The 19,684-nt window shown below is 35.8% G+C and carries 16 protein-coding genes and 1 riboswitch; of the genes, 4 read left to right on the plus strand and 12 right to left on the minus strand.

The window, feature by feature from the left end:
• Positions 1 to 147: 147 nt before the first annotated feature.
• From ACIP9G_RS06345 to metE, 3 genes are all read right to left on the minus strand, one after another.
• A complete protein-coding gene (locus ACIP9G_RS06345; RefSeq protein ID WP_401018364.1) occupies positions 148 to 1,074 on the minus strand; it encodes an alpha/beta hydrolase fold domain-containing protein in 927 nt (308 codons plus the stop codon).
• 610 nt (positions 1,075 to 1,684) lie between these two features.
• Entirely contained in the window at positions 1,685 to 1,834 is a 150-nt protein-coding gene (locus ACIP9G_RS06350; RefSeq protein ID WP_401018366.1) for a hypothetical protein, read from the minus strand.
• A 354-nt stretch (positions 1,835 to 2,188) separates the two neighbouring features.
• Positions 2,189 to 4,483, minus strand: a complete 2,295-nt coding sequence (metE, locus tag ACIP9G_RS06355; RefSeq protein ID WP_401018368.1) for a 5-methyltetrahydropteroyltriglutamate--homocysteine S-methyltransferase — start codon at positions 4,481 to 4,483, stop codon at positions 2,189 to 2,191.
• Between the two features lie 185 nt (positions 4,484 to 4,668).
• Positions 4,669 to 4,847: riboswitch (cobalamin riboswitch) on the minus strand.
• Positions 4,848 to 5,055: 208 nt separating this feature from the next.
• Here metE and ACIP9G_RS06360 point away from each other — a divergent pair.
• Together ACIP9G_RS06360 and ACIP9G_RS06365 are read left to right on the plus strand one after the other, a co-directional pair.
• A complete protein-coding gene (locus ACIP9G_RS06360; protein ID WP_401018370.1) occupies positions 5,056 to 5,418 on the plus strand; it encodes a VOC family protein in 363 nt (120 codons plus the stop codon).
• Between the two features lie 441 nt (positions 5,419 to 5,859).
• A complete protein-coding gene (locus ACIP9G_RS06365; RefSeq protein WP_340824691.1) occupies positions 5,860 to 6,792 on the plus strand; it encodes a C40 family peptidase in 933 nt (310 codons plus the stop codon).
• Between the two features lie 196 nt (positions 6,793 to 6,988).
• On the opposite strand, the gene ACIP9G_RS06370 is transcribed toward ACIP9G_RS06365, so the two are convergent.
• Complete coding sequence (locus ACIP9G_RS06370; protein ID WP_401018372.1) at positions 6,989 to 8,374, minus strand: UDP-N-acetylmuramoyl-tripeptide--D-alanyl-D-alanine ligase; 1,386 nt, start codon at positions 8,372 to 8,374, stop codon at positions 6,989 to 6,991.
• 213 nt (positions 8,375 to 8,587) lie between these two features.
• Positions 8,588 to 9,985: a Mur ligase family protein gene (locus tag ACIP9G_RS06375; protein ID WP_340824695.1), complete on the minus strand. Its 1,398-nt coding sequence runs from the start codon at positions 9,983 to 9,985 to the stop codon at positions 8,588 to 8,590.
• A gap of 151 nt (positions 9,986 to 10,136) precedes the next feature.
• Here ACIP9G_RS06375 and ACIP9G_RS06380 point away from each other — a divergent pair, with 151 nt between their 5' ends.
• A complete protein-coding gene (locus tag ACIP9G_RS06380) occupies positions 10,137 to 11,342 on the plus strand; it encodes an ATP-grasp domain-containing protein (protein WP_340826484.1) in 1,206 nt (401 codons plus the stop codon).
• A gap of 190 nt (positions 11,343 to 11,532) precedes the next feature.
• On the opposite strand, the gene ACIP9G_RS06385 is transcribed toward ACIP9G_RS06380, so the two are convergent.
• The 7 genes from ACIP9G_RS06385 to ACIP9G_RS06415 form a co-directional block, all read right to left on the minus strand.
• On the minus strand, positions 11,533 to 13,785 hold the full coding sequence (locus tag ACIP9G_RS06385) for a YheC/YheD family protein (protein WP_401018374.1): 2,253 nt from the start codon (positions 13,783 to 13,785) through the stop codon (positions 11,533 to 11,535).
• Between the two features lie 114 nt (positions 13,786 to 13,899).
• Entirely contained in the window at positions 13,900 to 14,331 is a 432-nt protein-coding gene (locus ACIP9G_RS06390) for a hypothetical protein (RefSeq protein WP_340824698.1), read from the minus strand.
• 345 nt (positions 14,332 to 14,676) lie between these two features.
• The gene (locus ACIP9G_RS06395) at positions 14,677 to 15,009 is read right to left on the minus strand and encodes a DMT family transporter (RefSeq protein ID WP_340824700.1); all 333 of its coding nucleotides are present in this window, start codon (positions 15,007 to 15,009) and stop codon (positions 14,677 to 14,679) included.
• A gap of 12 nt (positions 15,010 to 15,021) precedes the next feature.
• Positions 15,022 to 15,348 (minus strand): DMT family transporter, encoded by a 327-nt coding sequence (locus ACIP9G_RS06400; protein WP_401018376.1) that lies wholly within the window; start codon positions 15,346 to 15,348, stop codon positions 15,022 to 15,024.
• Positions 15,345 to 15,884: a TetR/AcrR family transcriptional regulator gene (locus tag ACIP9G_RS06405; protein WP_401018378.1), complete on the minus strand. Its 540-nt coding sequence runs from the start codon at positions 15,882 to 15,884 to the stop codon at positions 15,345 to 15,347. The genes ACIP9G_RS06400 and ACIP9G_RS06405 overlap by 4 nt, the downstream gene beginning before the upstream one ends.
• A 136-nt stretch (positions 15,885 to 16,020) precedes the next feature.
• Positions 16,021 to 17,535, minus strand: coding sequence for an osmoprotectant update ABC transporter permease/substrate-binding subunit OpuFB (gene opuFB, locus ACIP9G_RS06410; RefSeq protein ID WP_340824704.1), 1,515 nt, complete (start codon positions 17,533 to 17,535; stop codon positions 16,021 to 16,023).
• Positions 17,528 to 18,484, minus strand: a complete 957-nt coding sequence (locus tag ACIP9G_RS06415) for an ABC transporter ATP-binding protein (RefSeq protein WP_401018379.1) — start codon at positions 18,482 to 18,484, stop codon at positions 17,528 to 17,530. Before ACIP9G_RS06415 ends, opuFB begins: the two co-directional genes overlap by 8 nt.
• A 499-nt stretch (positions 18,485 to 18,983) precedes the next feature.
• Between ACIP9G_RS06415 and ACIP9G_RS06420 the strand changes: the two genes are divergently transcribed.
• Entirely contained in the window at positions 18,984 to 19,673 is a 690-nt protein-coding gene (locus ACIP9G_RS06420; protein ID WP_401018381.1) for a glucosaminidase domain-containing protein, read from the plus strand.
• Positions 19,674 to 19,684 lie beyond the last annotated feature (11 nt).

Genomic DNA, 19,684 nt, shown 5'->3' on the forward strand with positions numbered 1-19,684 from the left:
AAGTATATTGCCCTTTAATGAAAAAGAGCGCTGATTCTTGTAATCGCGCTCGAATGTTGAATATTAAGTTTGTGATTTCTACCTATTGCCTGCTAACCTGTCACTATTTAAATATAAAACAACTGTTCCATGACTAAAAGAAAACACTTAGTTACTAATTATATTAATAATTTTCTGTTGTGCATCTTTGGCTTCAGGGGTTGGCATAACAACAAACACATGAATCATTTGAGGATAAACAAAAGTATTGATTTCAATTCCTTGTTCTGTTAGTTTTTCATCAAATATCATGCCATCTGGATATAAAGCCTCGTGTGTTCCAATAAAATGAGTGATCTTCCCAAGTCCTTTAAAGTCACCGTAAATTGGGCTAATTAATGGGTCAGTTACACTTTTATCAGCTGCCCATATCTTTGTAATTACTTCCATTCCTTCACGAGCTAACAGAGGATCCTTTTCATCATATTCAGGTATAAGAGGATTGCCCAAACTCATATCAACACATGCAGATAATAAAATTATATCTTTCGGTTGAGGTAGATTTTCCATCTTTAAAAGATGGGCCAGACCAAGTGAGATATTTCCGCCAGCCGAATCGCCCATGATAGTCAATTGATTAATACTTTCAACAGTTTCAAGAATTTCTTTATATAGGTTGAGGATTTTCGGATAGGTATCCTTATAGTTAAAATGAGGTACTTTAGGATAAATAGGAGCAATAATTTTTGCATCTAAAGATTGTGCCATATTATCCATGAACAACCAGTGTAAATTTAAAGGTTGACTCGTCCAAGCACCTCCGTGTATATAAAGAATAACTTTTTGTTTCGAGGACTTTTGGCCATTTAATGTAAAGACTTGCATGCCCTCGAATGTTCGCTCCTGCACATCACTTAAAAATGTAACATCATTCCCAATAATATAGGGCTTAGTATTTTCAGTTCCCCTTTGTTTAAGGAAATTTTCGGTGTTTTCAATACTAGAAAAACTTTTTTTATTACCTTGCAAAGTTATCCATTTTTCAAATTGAATACTTTCTTCAGAACGTTCTCCATTATAAATTTCTACACTCATTTTTATTTCTCTCCTTTAAACTTTTTATTGTTTTCATCCTGTTTCATAACACGAAATGATTTGAGATTCCCATGTTTTCTTTATCTGAAGTCTTTGTTGGATCGAAGGTCTTGTGTAGATGGTATTCAATTCAATGGCCCATTAGTGGAAGTTTCATTACCCATCTTGTCACTGCAATTATATCACACGTTTTTTACTAATTATTGGACTTTATTACAAATTATCAGACTTTATTACATATGATTAATTTTTATTTATTATCTACAGAAATACCTATACAAAATAACGTTCCCCGATGAAAGTTTGGAGCACATGAAAAAGCCACGAATGTTGTACCATCAACGTTTCGTGGCTTTACTTGGGAACATTATTTATACAAGTTTTTATGCACATTCTCCAAAAGTCAGTCATAGCAATGCTTTCGTTGTATTTGGAACGATGTTGCACTATCAACGGTTATACATATTTCTGAATGTTGTAAATCCGCATTTTTTGACGATATCCCTACTATAGGTTTTAGTTTATAGAATAAAACTTTAATCCTTTTTCGAAAAGACTTCAAGCGCCGTTTACCTATAATAAATTAAGTCTCCCTATGTTTTCATTTCTATTATTTTTCTGTTTGATCTTGCTTCTTTTTTAAATACTCTGCACGTATTTTTTCAATTTGCTGCTTTTTATCAAATTTGGCAGGCTTGTTTTTTTCATGATACTTTGCCACAGCTACCTTACCTTTAGTATCCAATTGATATTTCCCCACTTTGTTCACCTACTTTTCTTATCCTTAAAGAAGAATCTATTCACCAAATATAATATACCTTATTTTACTGAAGTAAACCTTATTAGTGTACTACAAACCTTGCATATATCCGTAAAAACATTCAAAACTTCGTAAAGTGATTTATTGCCGAATGGTCATTTATAATCCTTATCTTTACAACCTTGATTTTGCTGATTCATTTTAAAATTTTCAGTTAACTCTACTAAAATTGCTTTTAATTAATTATCGAAACAAGACCGTACTGTCCCATATACAGACAAAACCCCTGAGAATTTTCGTCTCTCAGGGGGTTATTAACTCAACGTTTTCTATTTCTATATTTTTTATTTACAATCAATAGGTGGATTGCTGTACTTGTTGACGTAATGTTTTGGCAGCAGCAACCATATGAGCGAGCGCTGCAACTGTTTCAGGTTCTTTTCTCGTTTTCAGACCACAATCTGGGTTGATCCAAAATTGATTTGTCGATAATACTTGTAGGCTATCTTGCATGATACTTAACATTTCTTGTTCGCTCGGCACACGAGGACTATGAATATCATAAACACCTAATCCAATCCCTTTTTTATATGGGTTTATTTGCAGTGATGCAATTAGCTCTCCATGACTGCGTGACGTCTCTATAGATATAACGTCGGCATCCAATGCACTAATTGGTTCAATAAAATCATTGAACTCACAGTAACACATATGTGTATGAATTTGTGTTTCATCCTTTACACTAGCCGTAGCGAGCTTAAAAGCATTCACTGTCCAATCTAAATATGCGCCCCAATGTTCTTTACGTAAAGGCAAGCCTTCACGCAATGCAGGTTCATCGACTTGAATAATAGAAATGCCAGCCGCTTCTAATGCTTCAACCTCTTTCCTTAGTGCAAGTGCAATTTGATAGGTCACATCTTTTCGCGCGATATCGTCACGTACAAATGACCAGTTCAAAATCGTAACAGGACCTGTTAACATCCCTTTCACATATCGATTTGTTAAACTTTGTGCATAGGCAGTTTCTTTCACTGTCATCGGCGCTTCCCATGCAACATCACCGTAAATAATCGGTGGTTTTACACAACGAGAGCCGTACGAAACGACCCAAGCTTTTTCTGTAAAAGCGAAGCCTGTTAGCTTTTCACCAAAGTATTCCACCATATCCGTACGCTCGAATTCACCATGCACGAGTACATCAATATCTAAATCTTCTTGAATGGCAATCCATCGTTTCGTTTCTTGTGCGACAAAGTCAGCATATGCTTCATCTGAAAGCTGTTTTTTACGCCATGCATTACGTGTGCGCTTCACTTCATCAGATTGAGGGAAGCTACCAATCGTAGTCGTTGGGAATAGTGGTAGCTGCAGTGACTGTTGTTGTATAATCTGACGCGCATTAAAATCATTTTGACGTTCAAAATCCTCTGTCGACACCGTTTGTACTTCTTGTTGAACAGCCTGATTATTTCGTACGGGGTGTTTTTTTAATGCTTCAATTGCTTTCATGCTCTCAGAGATAGTATGATTGGACGTATGATTTTTTTCTTTTAAATACTTAGCCACCTCTGATATTTCTGCTAATTTTTCATCAGCAAATGCAAGCGCATTTTTTAAGACAGGCTCTAATTTTGTTTCAAGTGCGGTCGAAATCGGCACATGCTGTAAGCTACATGACGATTGAACCCACAGCTCTTGTGCACTAGTCAGCTGTTCAATTGCCCTAACTGTTGTACTTACCTCTGCTAAATTTGCCCTCCAAATATCTCGTCCATTAACAATTCCTACCGCCAATACTTTATCATGTGGAAAGCCAAATTGACGTAGCGCCTCCATATTTTTCGTATAGCCATGAACAAAATCTAAGCCAAATCCTTGTACAGGGAGTTCAATTAGTGTGTTATAAGCTGATAACGATTCAAAATAGGTTTGTAACATAATATTAGCCTCTGGTACAGCGGCTGCTAATTGTGTATATATTTCTTGCACAAGTTTTACCTCTGCCTCATCTAATGATGTGACTAATGCAGGCTCCTCTAATTGAATCCAGTCAGCACCGGCTGTTACTAGCTCTTGAATAATCTGCGCATACAGTGGTAGTAGTGCTAAAATAAACGCAACTTGTGTTACTTTATCGTAACCTTTTGTTAGCTTGCAAAATGTATATGGCCCGATTAGCGTTGGCTTTGCAGTAATGCCATATACTTCTTTAACCTCAAGGAAATCTGCAAGTATTTTATTGTCTGTTAGTTGCAGAGCTTGACCTTCATATTCAGGGACAATGTAATGATAATTTGTATTAAACCATTTTGTCATTTCACTCGCAACAGCTTCTTTATTTCCACGTGCTACCGCGTAATACGTTTGTAAGTCAATCTTTCCACCTTGCCAGCCGAAGCGCTTTGGCACTAAGCCAAACATCATCGCTGTATCAAGCATTCTGTCATATAGTGTGAAATCCCCAACTGTGACAATATCTATACCGCTACGAAGCTGCTTGTCGATACGTGCAAGACGAATTTCTTTAATTTTTTGTAAGAAATCTACTTCTGTAAGTTCATTTTTCCAAAATGCCTCTAATGCCTTTTTCCATTCACGCTCTTCCCCTATGTATGGGTAGCCTATTACAGTCGTTGTATACGTCATATTCCTTCTCTCCTCTGGTTTAAAATAAAAAAAACCATCTTCCTTTTTAGGAAAATGGTAGTTATTGTCTATCTAAATTAGCTATGACGAGGCGATACGATAATATATTAATTATCGTATATATTCGTTAGTCGCACAGTGCCGATTCGGTCACATCTCACCACCTATTTCCACGTAGGTTATTTGGTGTGTACTAGACATTGGCAGGTCTCCTGGCTTCTCATCAACACGCCTCACAGCCTTCCCAGTTCCCCAGTGGCATATGTGATTTGCTCCGATTTACAGTTGCGGGACAGCGTCGGATTTACACCGACTTCCCTTTTAAGCCAAACTTTCATTTGGCACCAACTCTTACACAATATTCAATTATGTTTCCTACTATAACATATATTTTTCTGAAAAGTATAACTTTTGTGAAGATATAGTAGTTTTTCTGTACAAAGTTACACGTTGAGTAATTTTTAAAGACTAATTGACAACATAATAATAAAACAATCTACTAATCAGAAAAGGTATTTTAAGTAATTTGTAGAAATATATAGTTATATGAAGAATGAGTGAGGAGGATTACTATGATTGTCGGATTACATCACGTACAATTAACGATTCCAAAAGGTACCGAGGAGCAAGGGAAAGTTTTTTATTGCCATGTGTTAGGGCTCAAAGAAATAGAGAAACCACAATCTCTTAAAGGGCGTGGTGGATTTTGGCTACAAGTTGGTCATCACGAAGTACATGTTGGCACAGAAGACGGCTTTGATCGACTAACAACGAAAGCGCATATTGCCTATCAAGTAGAGGATGTAGCATATTGGAAAAAAGTATTAACAGAGCATCATATCGAAATCCTTGATTCTGTTCCAATTCCTAATTTTGAGCGCTTTGAATTTAGAGACCCTTTTGGTAATCGAGTAGAAATTATTCAGCCGATTTAAATTTTTAAAAAGCAGCCTTCAATGGCAGCTTTTTTATTTACAGTTTAAAGTGTTGAACCTCTTTGTTTAAATTCTCTGCCATCGAAAAAAATTCCTATGCCTACGTGCTTTTATAAGTACTCTTCGACTCATAAAGTTATTTTTATATTATTCCTTACCCTTATTTTATTTCTCTATTAGCACATTGCCTAGCATTGTTTCTATGAGTAACAATGCATAGTTGCTAACGTTTTTTGTATGCACTATTTATCAAACTGAAACATTTGTAATGAAACTGTAAATTCAAGCGATAAAGCCTTATATATCAAGGTTTTTACATAAAGTGCGGCTCCCTGTGGAAACATTTACCTCACAGAACCCCTACTTTTTCATGCTACGATTATTGCAACAGCAAGCAAACAGATATGAATTTACTGCTCGCTTACAGGAGGTAAAAACAGCATGAAAAAACAATTTTTAAAAACTACACTAGCATTATCGATTGGATTTAGCTCATTCGGAATCGTTCAAGCATCCATTGAACCAATCAAAGTTGAGGCTGCAACGACAAATGCACAACATAATGACAAAGCTGTCGCAGCAAAGGCTGAACAACTTATTCAAACAGGAAAAAGTTTAATTGGTAAGGCTACATATAGTAATTCAGTTTACAAGTCTACATATCCTTACAAGTTTTCTTGTGCTTCATTTATTATGTATATTTTTGAACAAAATGGAGTAGATATTGGGACTTATAATGAAAATTATATGATCCAGCAAGGGACATTTGTTCCTAAAAGCCAATTGCAAAAAGGCGACTTAGTATTCTTTAAAAGTAAAAAAACGGGCACAGACCCCGATCATGTAGGAATGTACATTGGAAATAACAAAATTATTCATATGGCTGATTCCAAGCAAAATATCGTCATTTCGGATATGAGTAGTAAGCCTTATTATACTGACAACTACGTATCTGCACGAAGAGTATTACCAACATTACTATCGGCTAACCCTGCGACGAAAGGCGATACAGTTGTTGAAAATGCATTTACTTATAAAAATAAAGTAACAATAAGCTCATTAAATAAAGAACAAAGCTTACAATTTACAGCCCCTGGTTTCGTTGAATATGTCTATCGTAAGAGCGGTGTAAAACTTGGCGCAACAACTCTAAAAGAACAAATGGCTAAAGGAACTACGGTATCACGTGCCAATTTAAAAAAGGGCGACTTAGTGTTCTTTAATAGTGTAAAAGGGTCAAAAAACCCTTCCCTTGTAGGTATCTATGCTGGAGATCAGCGTATCATCGTTCCAACTTCAAGTGGTGTTACTACTAGAGTACTCTTTGTTGATTACTATAAAGAGCATTATTTAACAGCAAAACGAGTATTTTAAGATAATCAGCTGCTATTTGACAGCACGACGTATTATCTTCACTCTATAAAAATAATAAAACATAGCATACAAGCAGTGTAATTACCACGCTTTGTATGCTATGTTTTTGATATAATAAGCGGAACCTTACAACATAAGGATTCTTTCGCATAAAGTAACTACTGATGAGTAGTCGCTAGTACGGCCTTACAAAAGGCTATTTTTCCTTTAATTGATTAGCAAATTCAATCATGGATCGACTAGACATAGGGCCCTTTATTAATACAATAGTATCTTTATCAAGTTTTGGTTTAAGTATTTCTAGTACACCTGTGACATCTTTAAATATATGAACTTCAGCAGTTGTTCCATCTTTTTTTGCTTGAGCTGCTATATCTTCAGCTCTTTTTCCAATCGTAATAAGCATTTGAACATCTCTCTGCGCCACCATAGAACCAATCTCACGATGATACTTTTCTTCGAAAAGACCCAATCGCTTTATATCACCTAATATAAGGATTATTTTTTTATCTTTTCCTATCGTATCTAAAACCTTTAAAGCAGCTTCAACCGATGTTGGGTTATTCGTCCATGTATCATCTATAATGGTACTTTCACCGAGACCAGTTGAAAATTCTAGGTGCCTTGCCATCGGTTTAAATGTTTTTAAACGCGAGATTGCAGTTTGGATAGACACTCCCATCTCCTTTATAGCTGCGATAGCCGCTAGCGCATTATACACTTGATGTTCTCCGTAACCAGGTACAAAGATAGTATACTTTTCATTAGATACTTGCAGGATAAATTTCATGCCGTTGTTCGTAAATTCAATGTTAGAAGCTTTGTAATCTGCATGTTGCTGAACGCCAATAGTAATAATTTTCCCTTTAAACTTATGCAAAGGTACTTTTTTTGTATTTTCATCATCACCATTGATGATTAACGTGCCATCCTCCGACAACCCTTCTAAAATTTCAGATTTCGCTTTTATATAGCCTTCAAGATTTTTACACCCATCTAAATGATGCACACCAATATTGGTAATAATTCCAATTGTCGGTTTGTAGATCATACATTGATGTTTAATGTTACCTGTATTCCCCAGACCTAGCTCAAATACAGCTGCTTTCGTTGTTTTATCGATGCCTGTTAAATACGGTAAAGATTGGCGAGGCTCATTTTTGCTACTAACTGATGCCTGAACATTCCAATCTTTACTTGCAATATGTTTAATCATTTCTTTTGTTGTTGTTTTTCCACATGTTCCGGTTAATGCGACAACTGGTATATCAAAAAGGCCTCTATAGTATTCAATAAACTTCCAGTATGCCTGCAAAGTACTTTTTACTTGAATAACGGTTGTATTCTCGAGTGCGTTTTTAAGTTCACTTAAAGGTTTATCTGAAATGACGAGGGATGGCCCCTTATGGTCGATTTCCTTCCAATTAATTGACTCACTTTTATTAATGAACATTAGTGTATTTTTCTGTGTCAAATCATGGCGGTTATAATAAATAGCATGTTTGACAAACCAGTGCTCAGAACCGCTTACTAAAACCCCTTGTAGTAACTTTCTAATCACAGTCACACTTATATTTTGCACGTTAACTCCGTCCCCCCTCTCATTATAGTATGAAAAATGATAGCTAGAAGTTTGGGTAAAGGAGCGTATCCTTCACTATTTCTAGCAACGACTATTATTTGTTGATTTACATTATCTTTTATTCAGAGCGCTCCTTTCTAGTAGATTACTATACAATATTATTAAATGATCTCATGTGACACAGTATTTATCCTGTTGCCATTGCATCCATCATTACCTTGTATCTCTAAATGATTTTTTTATTTTTAAATCTGCTGCCAAATCGGAAATTTGTTTACTATACATATCTCCCTTTATCAGGACAATTGTATTTTCATCTACTATTTCATGTAATAACTTATAGACGAGTGTACTATTTTTAAAAGTATAAACAGGGTCACTAAATCCTAGTTTCACTGCATGATCAGCCATAATACGGGCGTGCTCTCCTATTGTAATAAGCACATCTACACCAATACGATTGATTAACTCTCCTGCTTGCTCATGGATGACATAACCCCACGATCCTAAATCGGTAATCGTTCCAATAACGGCTATCTTTTTCCTGCCATCTCCTATTGAATTTAAGACTTTTAAAGCTGCTTCTAATGAAGTCGTTGTTAAACTCCAAGTATCGTCTATTAACAGTGAATTATTAATGCTTTCAAAAAGTTGTAGCTGCTTTTTCATTTTCTTGAATGACGCTAATTGTTTAATTGCTAGCGAAATCGGTACATTTAATTCATTAATAGCAGCAATTGCGGCTAATGCATTATATACTTGATGCTCTCCAAATCCAGGGACGAAAACGTCATATTTTTTCATATTGTGATGCATTGTAAACTGCATGCCATTTTCAACATACCGAATGTGGCTTGCTTTAAAATCACATGATGCATGCTGCCCGATTTTAATAATATCTCCCTTGAATTTCGACAAATCGATTTTTTTTATATTAGCATCTTCCGCATTGAGAATTAATGACCCTGCTGGATTCACAATTTCAGCCATTTCACCTTTTGCCTGTATATAACCATCTAACGTTTTACAATAGTTTAAATGGTGGGCTCCAATATTGGTAATAATGCCGATAGTCGGCTTGAAATACTTCCCTGCGTTCCTTACATCCCCAGGTGATCCAACCGCTGTTTCAAAAACTGCAACTTCTGTTTCATCATCGATGCTAAGTAAATATTGCAAAGAAGCTGTTCTAGAATTACTGCTTAAAGTAGTTGCAGCAACTTCTTTTTCGGCAGAAAGAATATGCTTAATCATCTCCTTCGTTGTTGTTTTTCCAGAGGTACCGGTAATTGCAATAACAGGGATTTCAAATTGACTACGATAATAATGTACAAACTTCCAGTAGGCCTCATCTGCATTCTCTACTTGAATGATGATTACTTTTTGAGGAATTTCATGCTGACTATACAAACGATCTGTTACAAGTACTAGTGGGGATAGTGACTCTAGACTTTTCCAGTTGATAATGCGTTTGTTTGTAAAAAGTGCAGTATACGGTTTTTTAACTTGTTTTAGTCGATATGCGCCATACTGGATCAGCACCTCATCCGACCCTTGCAATAATTTACCTGCAGTAATCGCTGTTAAATTCTTCACCGATAGAGGCTTCATATCAATTCACACTCCTTTCATTTCTATTATATGAATGGACACAAAAGTTGCTTGGATGTAAACATGATACATAACTAGAAGAAAACTATTTCACAGCATATATATAAAATGTATATTAATAATCCAAGTGCCAACTGAAGGAGTGATTATACTGAAGGCAATTATATTTATAGGTACAAACAAATCTGGATCTAGTCGTGAAGCGATAAAAGCAGCAGAAAAGTTGGGTTACTTTACGGTACTCTTCACAAACAATACAAAACAATTAGAACAGAGAAAAGCCTACCCAGACATTCATAAAATGGTTCTTATCGACACCTCTAATATAGAAGATATGATAGAAGAAATTCACAATTTGTTTGATGCCGGATTAGAGATAAAATCAATTGTTAGTTTTGTAGACCCCTTTGTTCATATTGCCTCTATTTTATGTGATGAATTTTGTCAAAACTATACGTCATCATCTGCTATTGAAATGATGGAGGATAAAGAAAAAACTAGGAATATTTTAAAGGATCAACCTTATTCCCCTAAGTTTGTTCTAAAAAAACCACATGAATCATTTACAAATAATATGGTATTTCCACTTATCGTTAAATCACCTAAATCAACAGGTTCTAAAGACGTACTGTTCGCGACAAATAAAGACCAACTCGATACACACCTTACATTTCTCCAAAACAAAAATCCCGGGGAAACCATCATGATTGAAGAATATATTGATGGCCCTCAATATTTAGTTGAAGCTCTTGTTTATAAGAGCCAAGTTCATACGATTGGCATTATTGAACAAGAAATCACACAAGGAAAGCGATTTATTATTACTGGCTATGGTGTGCTGGCAGAAGTGCCTCCGCATATTCAAAAAGGAATTGAAGAGGTGCTCCATTCGATCGTTGATGTATTTGATATTGAAAATGGAACATTGCATTTAGAACTTCGCTTAACTGAGAACGGTTGGAAGCTCATTGAAATAAACCCTAGAATTTCAGGGGGCGCTATGAATAACATGCTACATGCTGCATTCGGATTTAGTTATGTGGAAGAAACACTTAAGTTATTTTTAGGTGAACAACCTAATGTAAACCCACGCCATAATAAGTACATTTTCACAAAATATGTGATTGTAGAAAGTAAAGGTGTGTTAGAAAGAGTAATTGGAAGAACAAGGGCTTCAAAATCAACAGGTGTTGTAGATGTCTATGTAAAACCTAGAAAAGGAACAATTTTAACCCCGCCATTATCGATGGGGCATCGCTATGCCTACGTTATTGCTGAGGGCAAATCGTTAGCTCAAGCTAAAAATAATGCCATAACAGCCGCTAAGGAAATCAAATTTCTAATAAAAGCCTTATAAATTTTTCAATACACTTGTAAGGATTACAAATGAATCAGTTTTGCGGATGTAGCTTCGTCCTGCTACATCCGCTCTAAAATTACACATCCATGACGACATTCAATTAGTACATATCATTTTAAATACAGCACAAACATAAACAACCCGAGTAGTTGACCTATCAATTTGGCAACTGCTCGGGTTATGTTATTTATGCTTTAAATGTTTTATCTAAAAATTTAACCGTTTCAAACATATTAGTTTTACTTGCACCCTTCACTAAAATCGTGTCATCAGGCTTAATCAGTTCCTCCAGCAAGGCATGCAATTGATCTTTGTTCGTGTAATGATATATGTTCTCTTGTTTCATTCCTTTAGCCTTTGCTGCTGCACCAATTTCTTCGGTCCTGAACCCATAAGTAATTAAAAGATCAATACTTTGGTCAGCAATATATTCACCTAATTTACGATATTCTTCTTCTCTTAAATCTCCTAGTTCTCGCATCTGACCAATAATCGCAATCCGCCTTTTCTTACCGACATTTGTCAGTACTTCAAGAGCAGCCCTTACACCTTGAGGATGGGAATGCACAGTGTCATCTATAACCGTTATATTTTCACGACAGTTATAGACCGTCAATCTTCTTGGAGGTTTTTTGAAATGTAAACCGGCTTTTATTTCCTGTGGCGTAAACCCTAAATAATCCGCAACCGCGATTGCATTTAGCGCATTATATACATGATGTTCTCCTAATATTGGAATAAATAATTGGATTTCCTGCCCTTGGAGTTTCATTTTAAAGGACATGCCATTTTCTTTATATTGAATATCGTAAGCTCGATAGTCTGCTTCCGTCTTCACTCCAGTTGTCAGTATTTTCCCTTTAAATTGATCCGTCAATAAATATTTCGAGTTATCATCATCTTTATTTAAAATAAGTAACCCTTGTTGGTCCATACCTTGAATCAATTCTGATTTCGCTTTCGCCACTAGTCTCACATCACCATCAAAGTTACCAACATGGGCAAGACCGATATTCGTAACGATACTAATATTCGGTTGAATAATGCTACAGTGATTCGTAATAATCCCTGGATAGGCCATTCCGTATTCAAGAACGACGGCTTGGTGGGATTCATTAATTTCTTCAGCATGTTTTTTAGTATGCTCAGTCGTATTCCAATAATCTTTAGATTCGAATACATTCCATTTTTTAGATAATATAGATCCTAAAAATGCCTTCGATGTTGTCTTTCCTGCACTTCCAGTAATTGCAATAATCGGTTTGTCGGTTTTTGCTTCTACATAATTTGGCTTTGGCTCTACCGGCTGAGGCTGAGGTTCTACAACCTTAGGCTTTTGCTCTACTGGTTTTGGTTTAGCATCTACAAGTTTTGGTTTTTGTTTGACCTTCGCTTTTTTTACATGTTGGTGGTTTTCTGCTAAGTATTTTGCATAGCGAATTGAATGGATCACGACATCTAATTCTAAATAAAATGCTGGTGGACAGCCTGGACGCCAGTTTACTTCATAAACCCAAATTCTTTGCTGTGAATCTAGCCCAACATCGATTCCAATTTCATCAATGACTTCTCCAAACTTCGTCATCTGAATATCATCTAAATGGCGTGCCAAAGATAATGAAAAATGCTCTAACATTCGTCGTATATTAAAAGCTTCTTCCTGAAATTCCTGCTCCAAAAATGGATCTAAATAATTTGTATATCCCCCGTTATTTATATTAGGAATAATTGAGCCATGTGGCGCTATTCGTGGATAAACAGTCGTCACAACCCATTTTCCCTCACCATTTTTTTGCACATGAAGACGAAAGTCATATACTTGACCCGATTTCATTTTCGATTGAATATAAGGCTGCATAATAAATGTTCCCGTAGCAAGTAGTTCATTTACTAATGCGTTTAACTGGGGTTTTGAATACATACGGTTATCGCTATTTTGCCTTACCTCGAATGTATCCCCTATTTTTATAATGAAGTAAATTCCTTTACCTTTCCGACCATCAATCGGTTTAAATACTATTTTTTTATGATGGGCAATATAGCTATGAAATACATCGATGTTTTTTACTATTTCTGTAGGAATAATATATTTATCAAATTCTTTGGCTTCTTTTAACCGCTCCATAACATTCCATTTATTCCCTATAGAATGTGTAGTAAACGGTATTTCCTTTTTCAATCTCTCTATAATATCTTTTGACACCGATAATTTTTCTGGACTTCCAGCATTATAAATGACATCTGGAAAGGGCATCACTCTTTCATGCCATTGCCCATCTTCTAATACCTTCCCATCGATAGTACGGTTGTCAAAGTTTACCTTTCTAGGTGTAAAGTAAAAAAATTCTACCCCTTCTGCTTTTGCAACTGCTGCATATGCATATGACTTGAGAACAGTTTTAGGATCTAGACGATGATGCAACATCCCTATAATTGTCATGCGTTAATCTTCCTTTCTATAGATTCTTTCTATTAAATTCAGATTACGCAGCTTGCATATGGACAGATGCTCTAGTTTTTCAATTATTTTAGTAGTTTTACCATAGAACGTTTCTTACCACTTAGGCTCAATGATGAATTTCTTTTTTAATAAATCAGGATTTAATAGCTGAATAGCTGAAATACTGCCTAACTCAATAGACTTTTCTGTAGTTGTTCGTTCTAGTCGTACAACATCAGCAATTGAGTTCGTTTCATTGCCTTCATAATCATAAGCTCGTAACAGTGAAATAGTTCCTCGACAACGCTCCTTATCAATTTCTTCTATACGGAAATACTCTGTTTCAAATTGTTTGACAGTATCTATTAATCGTAAATGTGCTCCATTGTGCGTTATTAAAAAAAAGGGAATGGTATCACTACCAACTATTTTTACAAGAAGCTGACCATAATATTTCGAATGAAAATCTGTGATTATATCCTGAAGTGCTTTTATATCGTATAGCGCTTCACTTACAAAGTGGTTTCTTCCTTTTTCAACACCCAATTTCCCCAGCCCCTTCCTATTCCATTTTCGCAATGTATCATTACTCGAACGGTAGCAGAAAATTTATTTGTCCTTTCTCGTTATAATATGTACGTTATCGAAATATGACGACATAATTTATAAGGTGACACTAAAAAATAACGGCGTTTTACATAAAAAAAAGAATGCTAGGAGTTTACCTAGCATCCTTCACAATATTGATATAAAATTCCCGCGAAGTATTGCATTAATTCCGCGGTTCAGTGCGGTTTTTCCGCGATTCAATGTATTAATTCCGCGCTTCGCAACGGTTTTTCCGCGATTCTATGCTTTATTTCCGCGGTTCCAAGCTTTTCTTCTGCAAAACTAATGTGCATGATGTTGATTCCCTTGATTGAGCAGAATTACACCACCGATGATTAATGAAATGCCAATTGCTGTATAGAGATTAAAAATCTCTCCCCAAATGACAATGCCTAGAACGACTGTTAGGGCTGTCCCAACCCCTGACCAAATCGCATAGGCTAAACTTAATGGTAAAGTTTTTAAACATAAAGACAAGCAATAAAAAGAAATACCATAACCAAAAGCAACTGCGATTGATGGACCAAGTACTGTAAATCCTTCAGATAGCTTGAGCATCGTTGTCGCAAACACTTCACAGACAATAGATATCGTTAAATATATATAACCTTTCATTCTTAAATCCCCCTAATGGCTTCCGCCGGCGAGGTTTAAAATTACCACACCGATTATAATTAATAAAATGCCCGCAAGCTTTTTGACATTAAAATATTCTTTATAAAAAACAACGCCAACAACAGCCGTTAACGCTGTGCCTAATCCTGCCCATACTGCGTAGGCAGTGCCAATCGGTAAAGATTGCAATGTTAATGATAAAAAATAAAAGGCTGCGCCATACCCTATGACAACTCCTAGTGAAGGTAATAACCGTTTAAATCCTGCAGTTAGTTTCAACATTGAACTGGCAAAAACCTCCGAAACTATTGCAATGAATAAAAAACCTAATGCACTCATGCTTGATCGTCCTTTCTCGTCATTTGCAATAATTGATCAAAAACAGTTTCAGTTACTTGCTTAGATACTGGTGCGATATTTAATAACTTGGAATAATACAAACCATCAATCGTTAAGCGAATCATATGAACGATTGATGGTTCAAGGCCATCATGTAACAGACTTTCGAGTAATTGCTCATAGGCAATGGAAATCGAGTGATTATCATTCTGAATAATTTGTATGGCAATATTAATCCAAGCTCCGTCTTCATAATCTTTTTGTGAAGCTAAGATGAACCCCCTTGTTCTTTTACCAGTGCCGTGCTCCAGCTGAGTTATAGCTTCAAAAGAGTCGACAAATTCAGTCATAATGGTTTGTGCAATAGCCAAATAAAGCTCATCCTTTGATTTGAAATGATACAGAAGACCACCCTTACTGATATTCGCCTTTTGGGCAATTTTGTCCAACGTTAAAGTATGTAAATCATGTTCCTTTAAATATTGAATCGCCGTGTGGATAATATGGGCACGTTTTAAATCTGCCTTCGATGACATCGTATCCCTCCTTAAAAACTCGTAATAAAAACCGTCTGGACGGTCTTTTTTATTGTATAACGTCACATGAAGTATCGTCAACAAAGGAAGTCCCAAATAATATGCATTATTTGGGACTTTCTCTACACGTTCAGATTTACAGCAATCCTGCATTTTCTAAAAATGTCCGTGCTACATCTTCTATATTTTTTCCCTCAACGTTTACTTGATAATTCATTTCACGCATCTCGTCATCCGTTATTTGATTGGCAAGCTTGCCTAATACCTTTTCAAGCTCAGGATACTTTTCGAGTGTTTCTTTTCTTAACAATGGCGCACCTTGATATGGTGGGAATAGCTGTTGATCATCTATTAAAACAGTCAAATCATATTGTCGTAACTCACTGTCAGTTGAATATGCATCTAATAAATCGATATTGTCTGATTGAATAGCTTGATATCGAAGCTTTGGTTCCATCGTTGTAATAGAAGCAATATTAATACCATATCGCTTTTGAATGCCTAAATAGCCATCTTCACGATCATTAAATTCTAACGTAAAGCCTGCTTTAATTGTGTCTTGAATAGCTTTAATATCTGATATCGTTTGTAATTGATAGGTTTCAGCCATTTGTTTTGAAACGGCCAATGCATACGTGTTGTTGTACTGCATTGGATTGAGCATGACCATATCGAATTTTTCCAGCATTCCTTCTTTCGCCTGTTTATAAACATCCTCTTGGTCATTACTTACCGCTTGCTCTTTTAAAAACTCTGCTATTGCTGTACCTGTAAATTCAGGATAAATATCGATGCTTCCTGATTTAAGTGCATTAAAGACAAAGGAAGTTTTACCAAGCCCAGGTTTTAATTGCACATGTAAATCTGTGTCATTTTCAATTAATAATTTGTACATATTAATCAGTATTTCTGGCTCAGATCCAAGTTTCCCCGCAATCACAATATCCTCTTTGTCATTGAAGTTTAAGAATGGCAACACAATTAACACGATTGCCGCCACACAAATCGCACTTAATGCCGTAACTGTTCTTTTAAATGACAGTGATTCTAGCTTTTTCAATAAATAATCAAATACTAATGCTAAAATAGCGGCTGGTACAGCACCTAAGATGATAAGTGATGTATTATTGCGGTCAATACCAAGCAAAATAATATCGCCTAACCCACCAGCACCAATTAATGCTGCTAGTGTGGCTGTTCCGACTATTAAGACCATTGCTGTCCGTATGCCCGCCATTATTACAGGCATCGCAAGTGGCAGTTCTACCTTCACTAGTCTTCTAGTGGTATTCATCCCCATCGCCATTGCCGCTTCCTTCAAAGACGGGTCTACTTCATTTATGCCTGTAAATGTATTGCGTAAAATGGGAAGAAGCGCATAGACAACAAGGGCAATAATAGCAGGTGTTTTCCCAATACCAAGCAACGGAATTAACAAACCTAATAGAGCTAATGAAGGAATTGTTTGTAAAGCTGCACTAATACCGATAACGCTTTCTGCTATTTTCTTTTTATTCGTTAAATAAATTCCAAGAGGTATAGCAATAATTACTGCAAAAAATAGGGCAATGAAAGAAATTTGAACATGCTCTATTAATGAAGCAATTAGCTGACCTTTACGTTCATTCAAAACGTCAAAAAAATTAATCATTTGCATCACCTCGTTTTGAGGCTAAAAAATGTAGCATGGATTGCCTTGTAATGATTCCAATTATTTCAGTATCATTTTTCACTACAACACATTCTTGTTGAGCCAATTGCTGAAGAATGTGCTGTAAGGAATCGTCTACTGCAACACTAGAATGAACATAATTTTGATGCGCCTTTTCAGCAAATGGTTCCATTACTTGTTGAATGGTAAATACACTGAATGGATCATCCTTTATCCCAATAAATTTTTGTACAAAATCATTTACTGGATTTTGTATAATGTCTTGTGGTGTACCAATTTGGACAATTTCCCCATCCTTCATCACACATATACGATCCCCTAGCTTTAACGCTTCTTGCATATCATGAGAAACAAATACGATTGTTTTTTGTATCGCTCGTTGAAGCTCTAGAAGATCATCTTGTAACTTTGTACGACTTATTGGATCTAGTGCACTAAATGGCTCATCCATTAATATAATTTCAGGATCTGCGGCCAATGCACGAATAACACCAACCCGTTGCTGTTCACCACCTGAAAGCTCCTTCGGCTTGCGCTCACTATATTTGTCTGGTTCAAGCCCTACCATTTCTAATAATTCACGAACTCGTTGAGAAATTTCAGTCGTACTCCATTTTTTCATTTCAGGGACAACCGCAATATTCTCTTGTATGGTCATATGCGGAAAAAGAGCAATTTGTTGGAGCACATAACCAATATTCCATCGTAGTTCATGTATGTTATAATCGCTAATTCTTTTACCGTTAATTCGTATTGTTCCTTCAGTCAAATGAATTAATCGATTGATCATTTTTAGTAGTGTCGTTTTTCCACAACCACTAGGGCCTATAATGACAAAAAATTCTCCTTTCTGTATTTCAAGATTGATGGAATTCACTGCAACTTGGTTGTTTTCATATGTTTTCGTAACATTCTCAAATGCGATCATACTCTAAGCTCCTTGTTAATGAAAAGTTCTCACTTTTTTTGATAAATTGGCTAGCTTCGCTCGTCTCTCCAGTATATCTTTCCACATTCTCCAGAAGATAAACTGCAAAAAGCTGCCGTACTAATACTGTCCATCATAACCACTCAATTCCCACTACTTTATTTTACATAATTTTATATTAATACCACAAAAAAGTATTTCAACTTTTTGTTTTATAACGATATGTCAATAACCTACTTTCATACACTTCTTAGAGACAAACGCTAATATAACGAAACTTTTTCTTGTTAAAGTTCGTTCTATTAATTATGAATTCTAATGAAAAAACGATGCTTTTTATTATCTAATTGTTTTACAATAATAAGAGAGTAATCTATTTTTCGAAAAGAAAGGAGGAAGGTGTTGCAAATATTCAACATCTATAAACTACATGAGATTATTAAAAAAACTATTAATCGGAATGGTTGTCATAGCATCCGTAATCAGTATTTCCACTTATATGATGATCCAGCTATTCAAGTCTACCAATAATCCCGTACAAGAATATGTAGATGAAGGTCCAAGTGTTGAAGAATTTATTGGCTCCATTGCAGAAACTGCAAGGCAGCTTGGAGCAGAAAATGACCTCTATGCATCTGTGATGATTGCACAAGCCATTTTAGAGAGCAAGCAAGGGGAAAGTGGTCTTGGTTCATCTCCTAATAACAATCTATTTGGCATGAAAGGTAAATATCAAAACGATTCCGTGACACTTGAAACATTTGAGGATGATGGCTCTGGTAATCTAACAACTGTGATGGCTGAATTCCGCAAATATCCTTCCTATGAAGAATCCATGAAGGATTATGTCCATTTACTTCGCAACGGTGTATCGTGGAACAAAAATTTTTATACGGGTGTCTTTAAAAGTAATACAAAGTCCTATACAGATGCGACAAAATTTTTAACAGGCTCCTACGCAACGGATTCAACATACAACGAAAAGCTAAATAACCTAATTGCCAAGTACGACCTACAACAATATGACAGCCCCGTAAAAATTAAAAAAACCATTACAGTCGCAGATGGTGACTCTCTGATGCATATTGCACAGGCTCATAATGTTAAGGTCACATCTATTAAGCAATGGAACCAGCTTCGCACAGATACTATTGAAGCTGGACAACAATTAAATATTTATCAATATTGAGAAAAAAAGCT

Source organism: Lysinibacillus sp. NPDC093197, from assembly GCF_044754025.1.
Lineage (GTDB): Bacteria > Bacillota > Bacilli > Bacillales_A > Planococcaceae > Lysinibacillus.

Bases quoted from the DNA above. Each gene is read 5' to 3' on its own strand.
- ACIP9G_RS06345 (WP_401018364.1), bottom strand. From the start codon at position 1,074: ATGAGTGTAGAAATTTATAATGGAGAACGTTCTGAAGAAAGTATTCAA.
- metE (WP_401018368.1), bottom strand. From the start codon at position 4,483: ATGACGTATACAACGACTGTAATAGGCTACCCATACATAGGGGAAGAG.
- ACIP9G_RS06360 (WP_401018370.1), top strand. From the start codon at position 5,056: ATGATTGTCGGATTACATCACGTACAATTAACGATTCCAAAAGGTACC.
- ACIP9G_RS06365 (WP_340824691.1), top strand. From the start codon at position 5,860: ATGAAAAAACAATTTTTAAAAACTACACTAGCATTATCGATTGGATTT.
- ACIP9G_RS06375 (WP_340824695.1), bottom strand. From the start codon at position 9,985: ATGAAGCCTCTATCGGTGAAGAATTTAACAGCGATTACTGCAGGTAAA.
- ACIP9G_RS06385 (WP_401018374.1), bottom strand. From the start codon at position 13,785: ATGACAATTATAGGGATGTTGCATCATCGTCTAGATCCTAAAACTGTT.
- ACIP9G_RS06395 (WP_340824700.1), bottom strand. From the start codon at position 15,009: ATGAAAGGTTATATATATTTAACGATATCTATTGTCTGTGAAGTGTTT.
- ACIP9G_RS06400 (WP_401018376.1), bottom strand. From the start codon at position 15,348: ATGAGTGCATTAGGTTTTTTATTCATTGCAATAGTTTCGGAGGTTTTT.
- ACIP9G_RS06405 (WP_401018378.1), bottom strand. From the start codon at position 15,884: ATGTCATCGAAGGCAGATTTAAAACGTGCCCATATTATCCACACGGCG.
- opuFB (WP_340824704.1), bottom strand. From the start codon at position 17,535: ATGATTAATTTTTTTGACGTTTTGAATGAACGTAAAGGTCAGCTAATT.
- ACIP9G_RS06415 (WP_401018379.1), bottom strand. From the start codon at position 18,484: ATGATCGCATTTGAGAATGTTACGAAAACATATGAAAACAACCAAGTT.
- ACIP9G_RS06420 (WP_401018381.1), top strand. From the start codon at position 18,984: ATGATGATCCAGCTATTCAAGTCTACCAATAATCCCGTACAAGAATAT.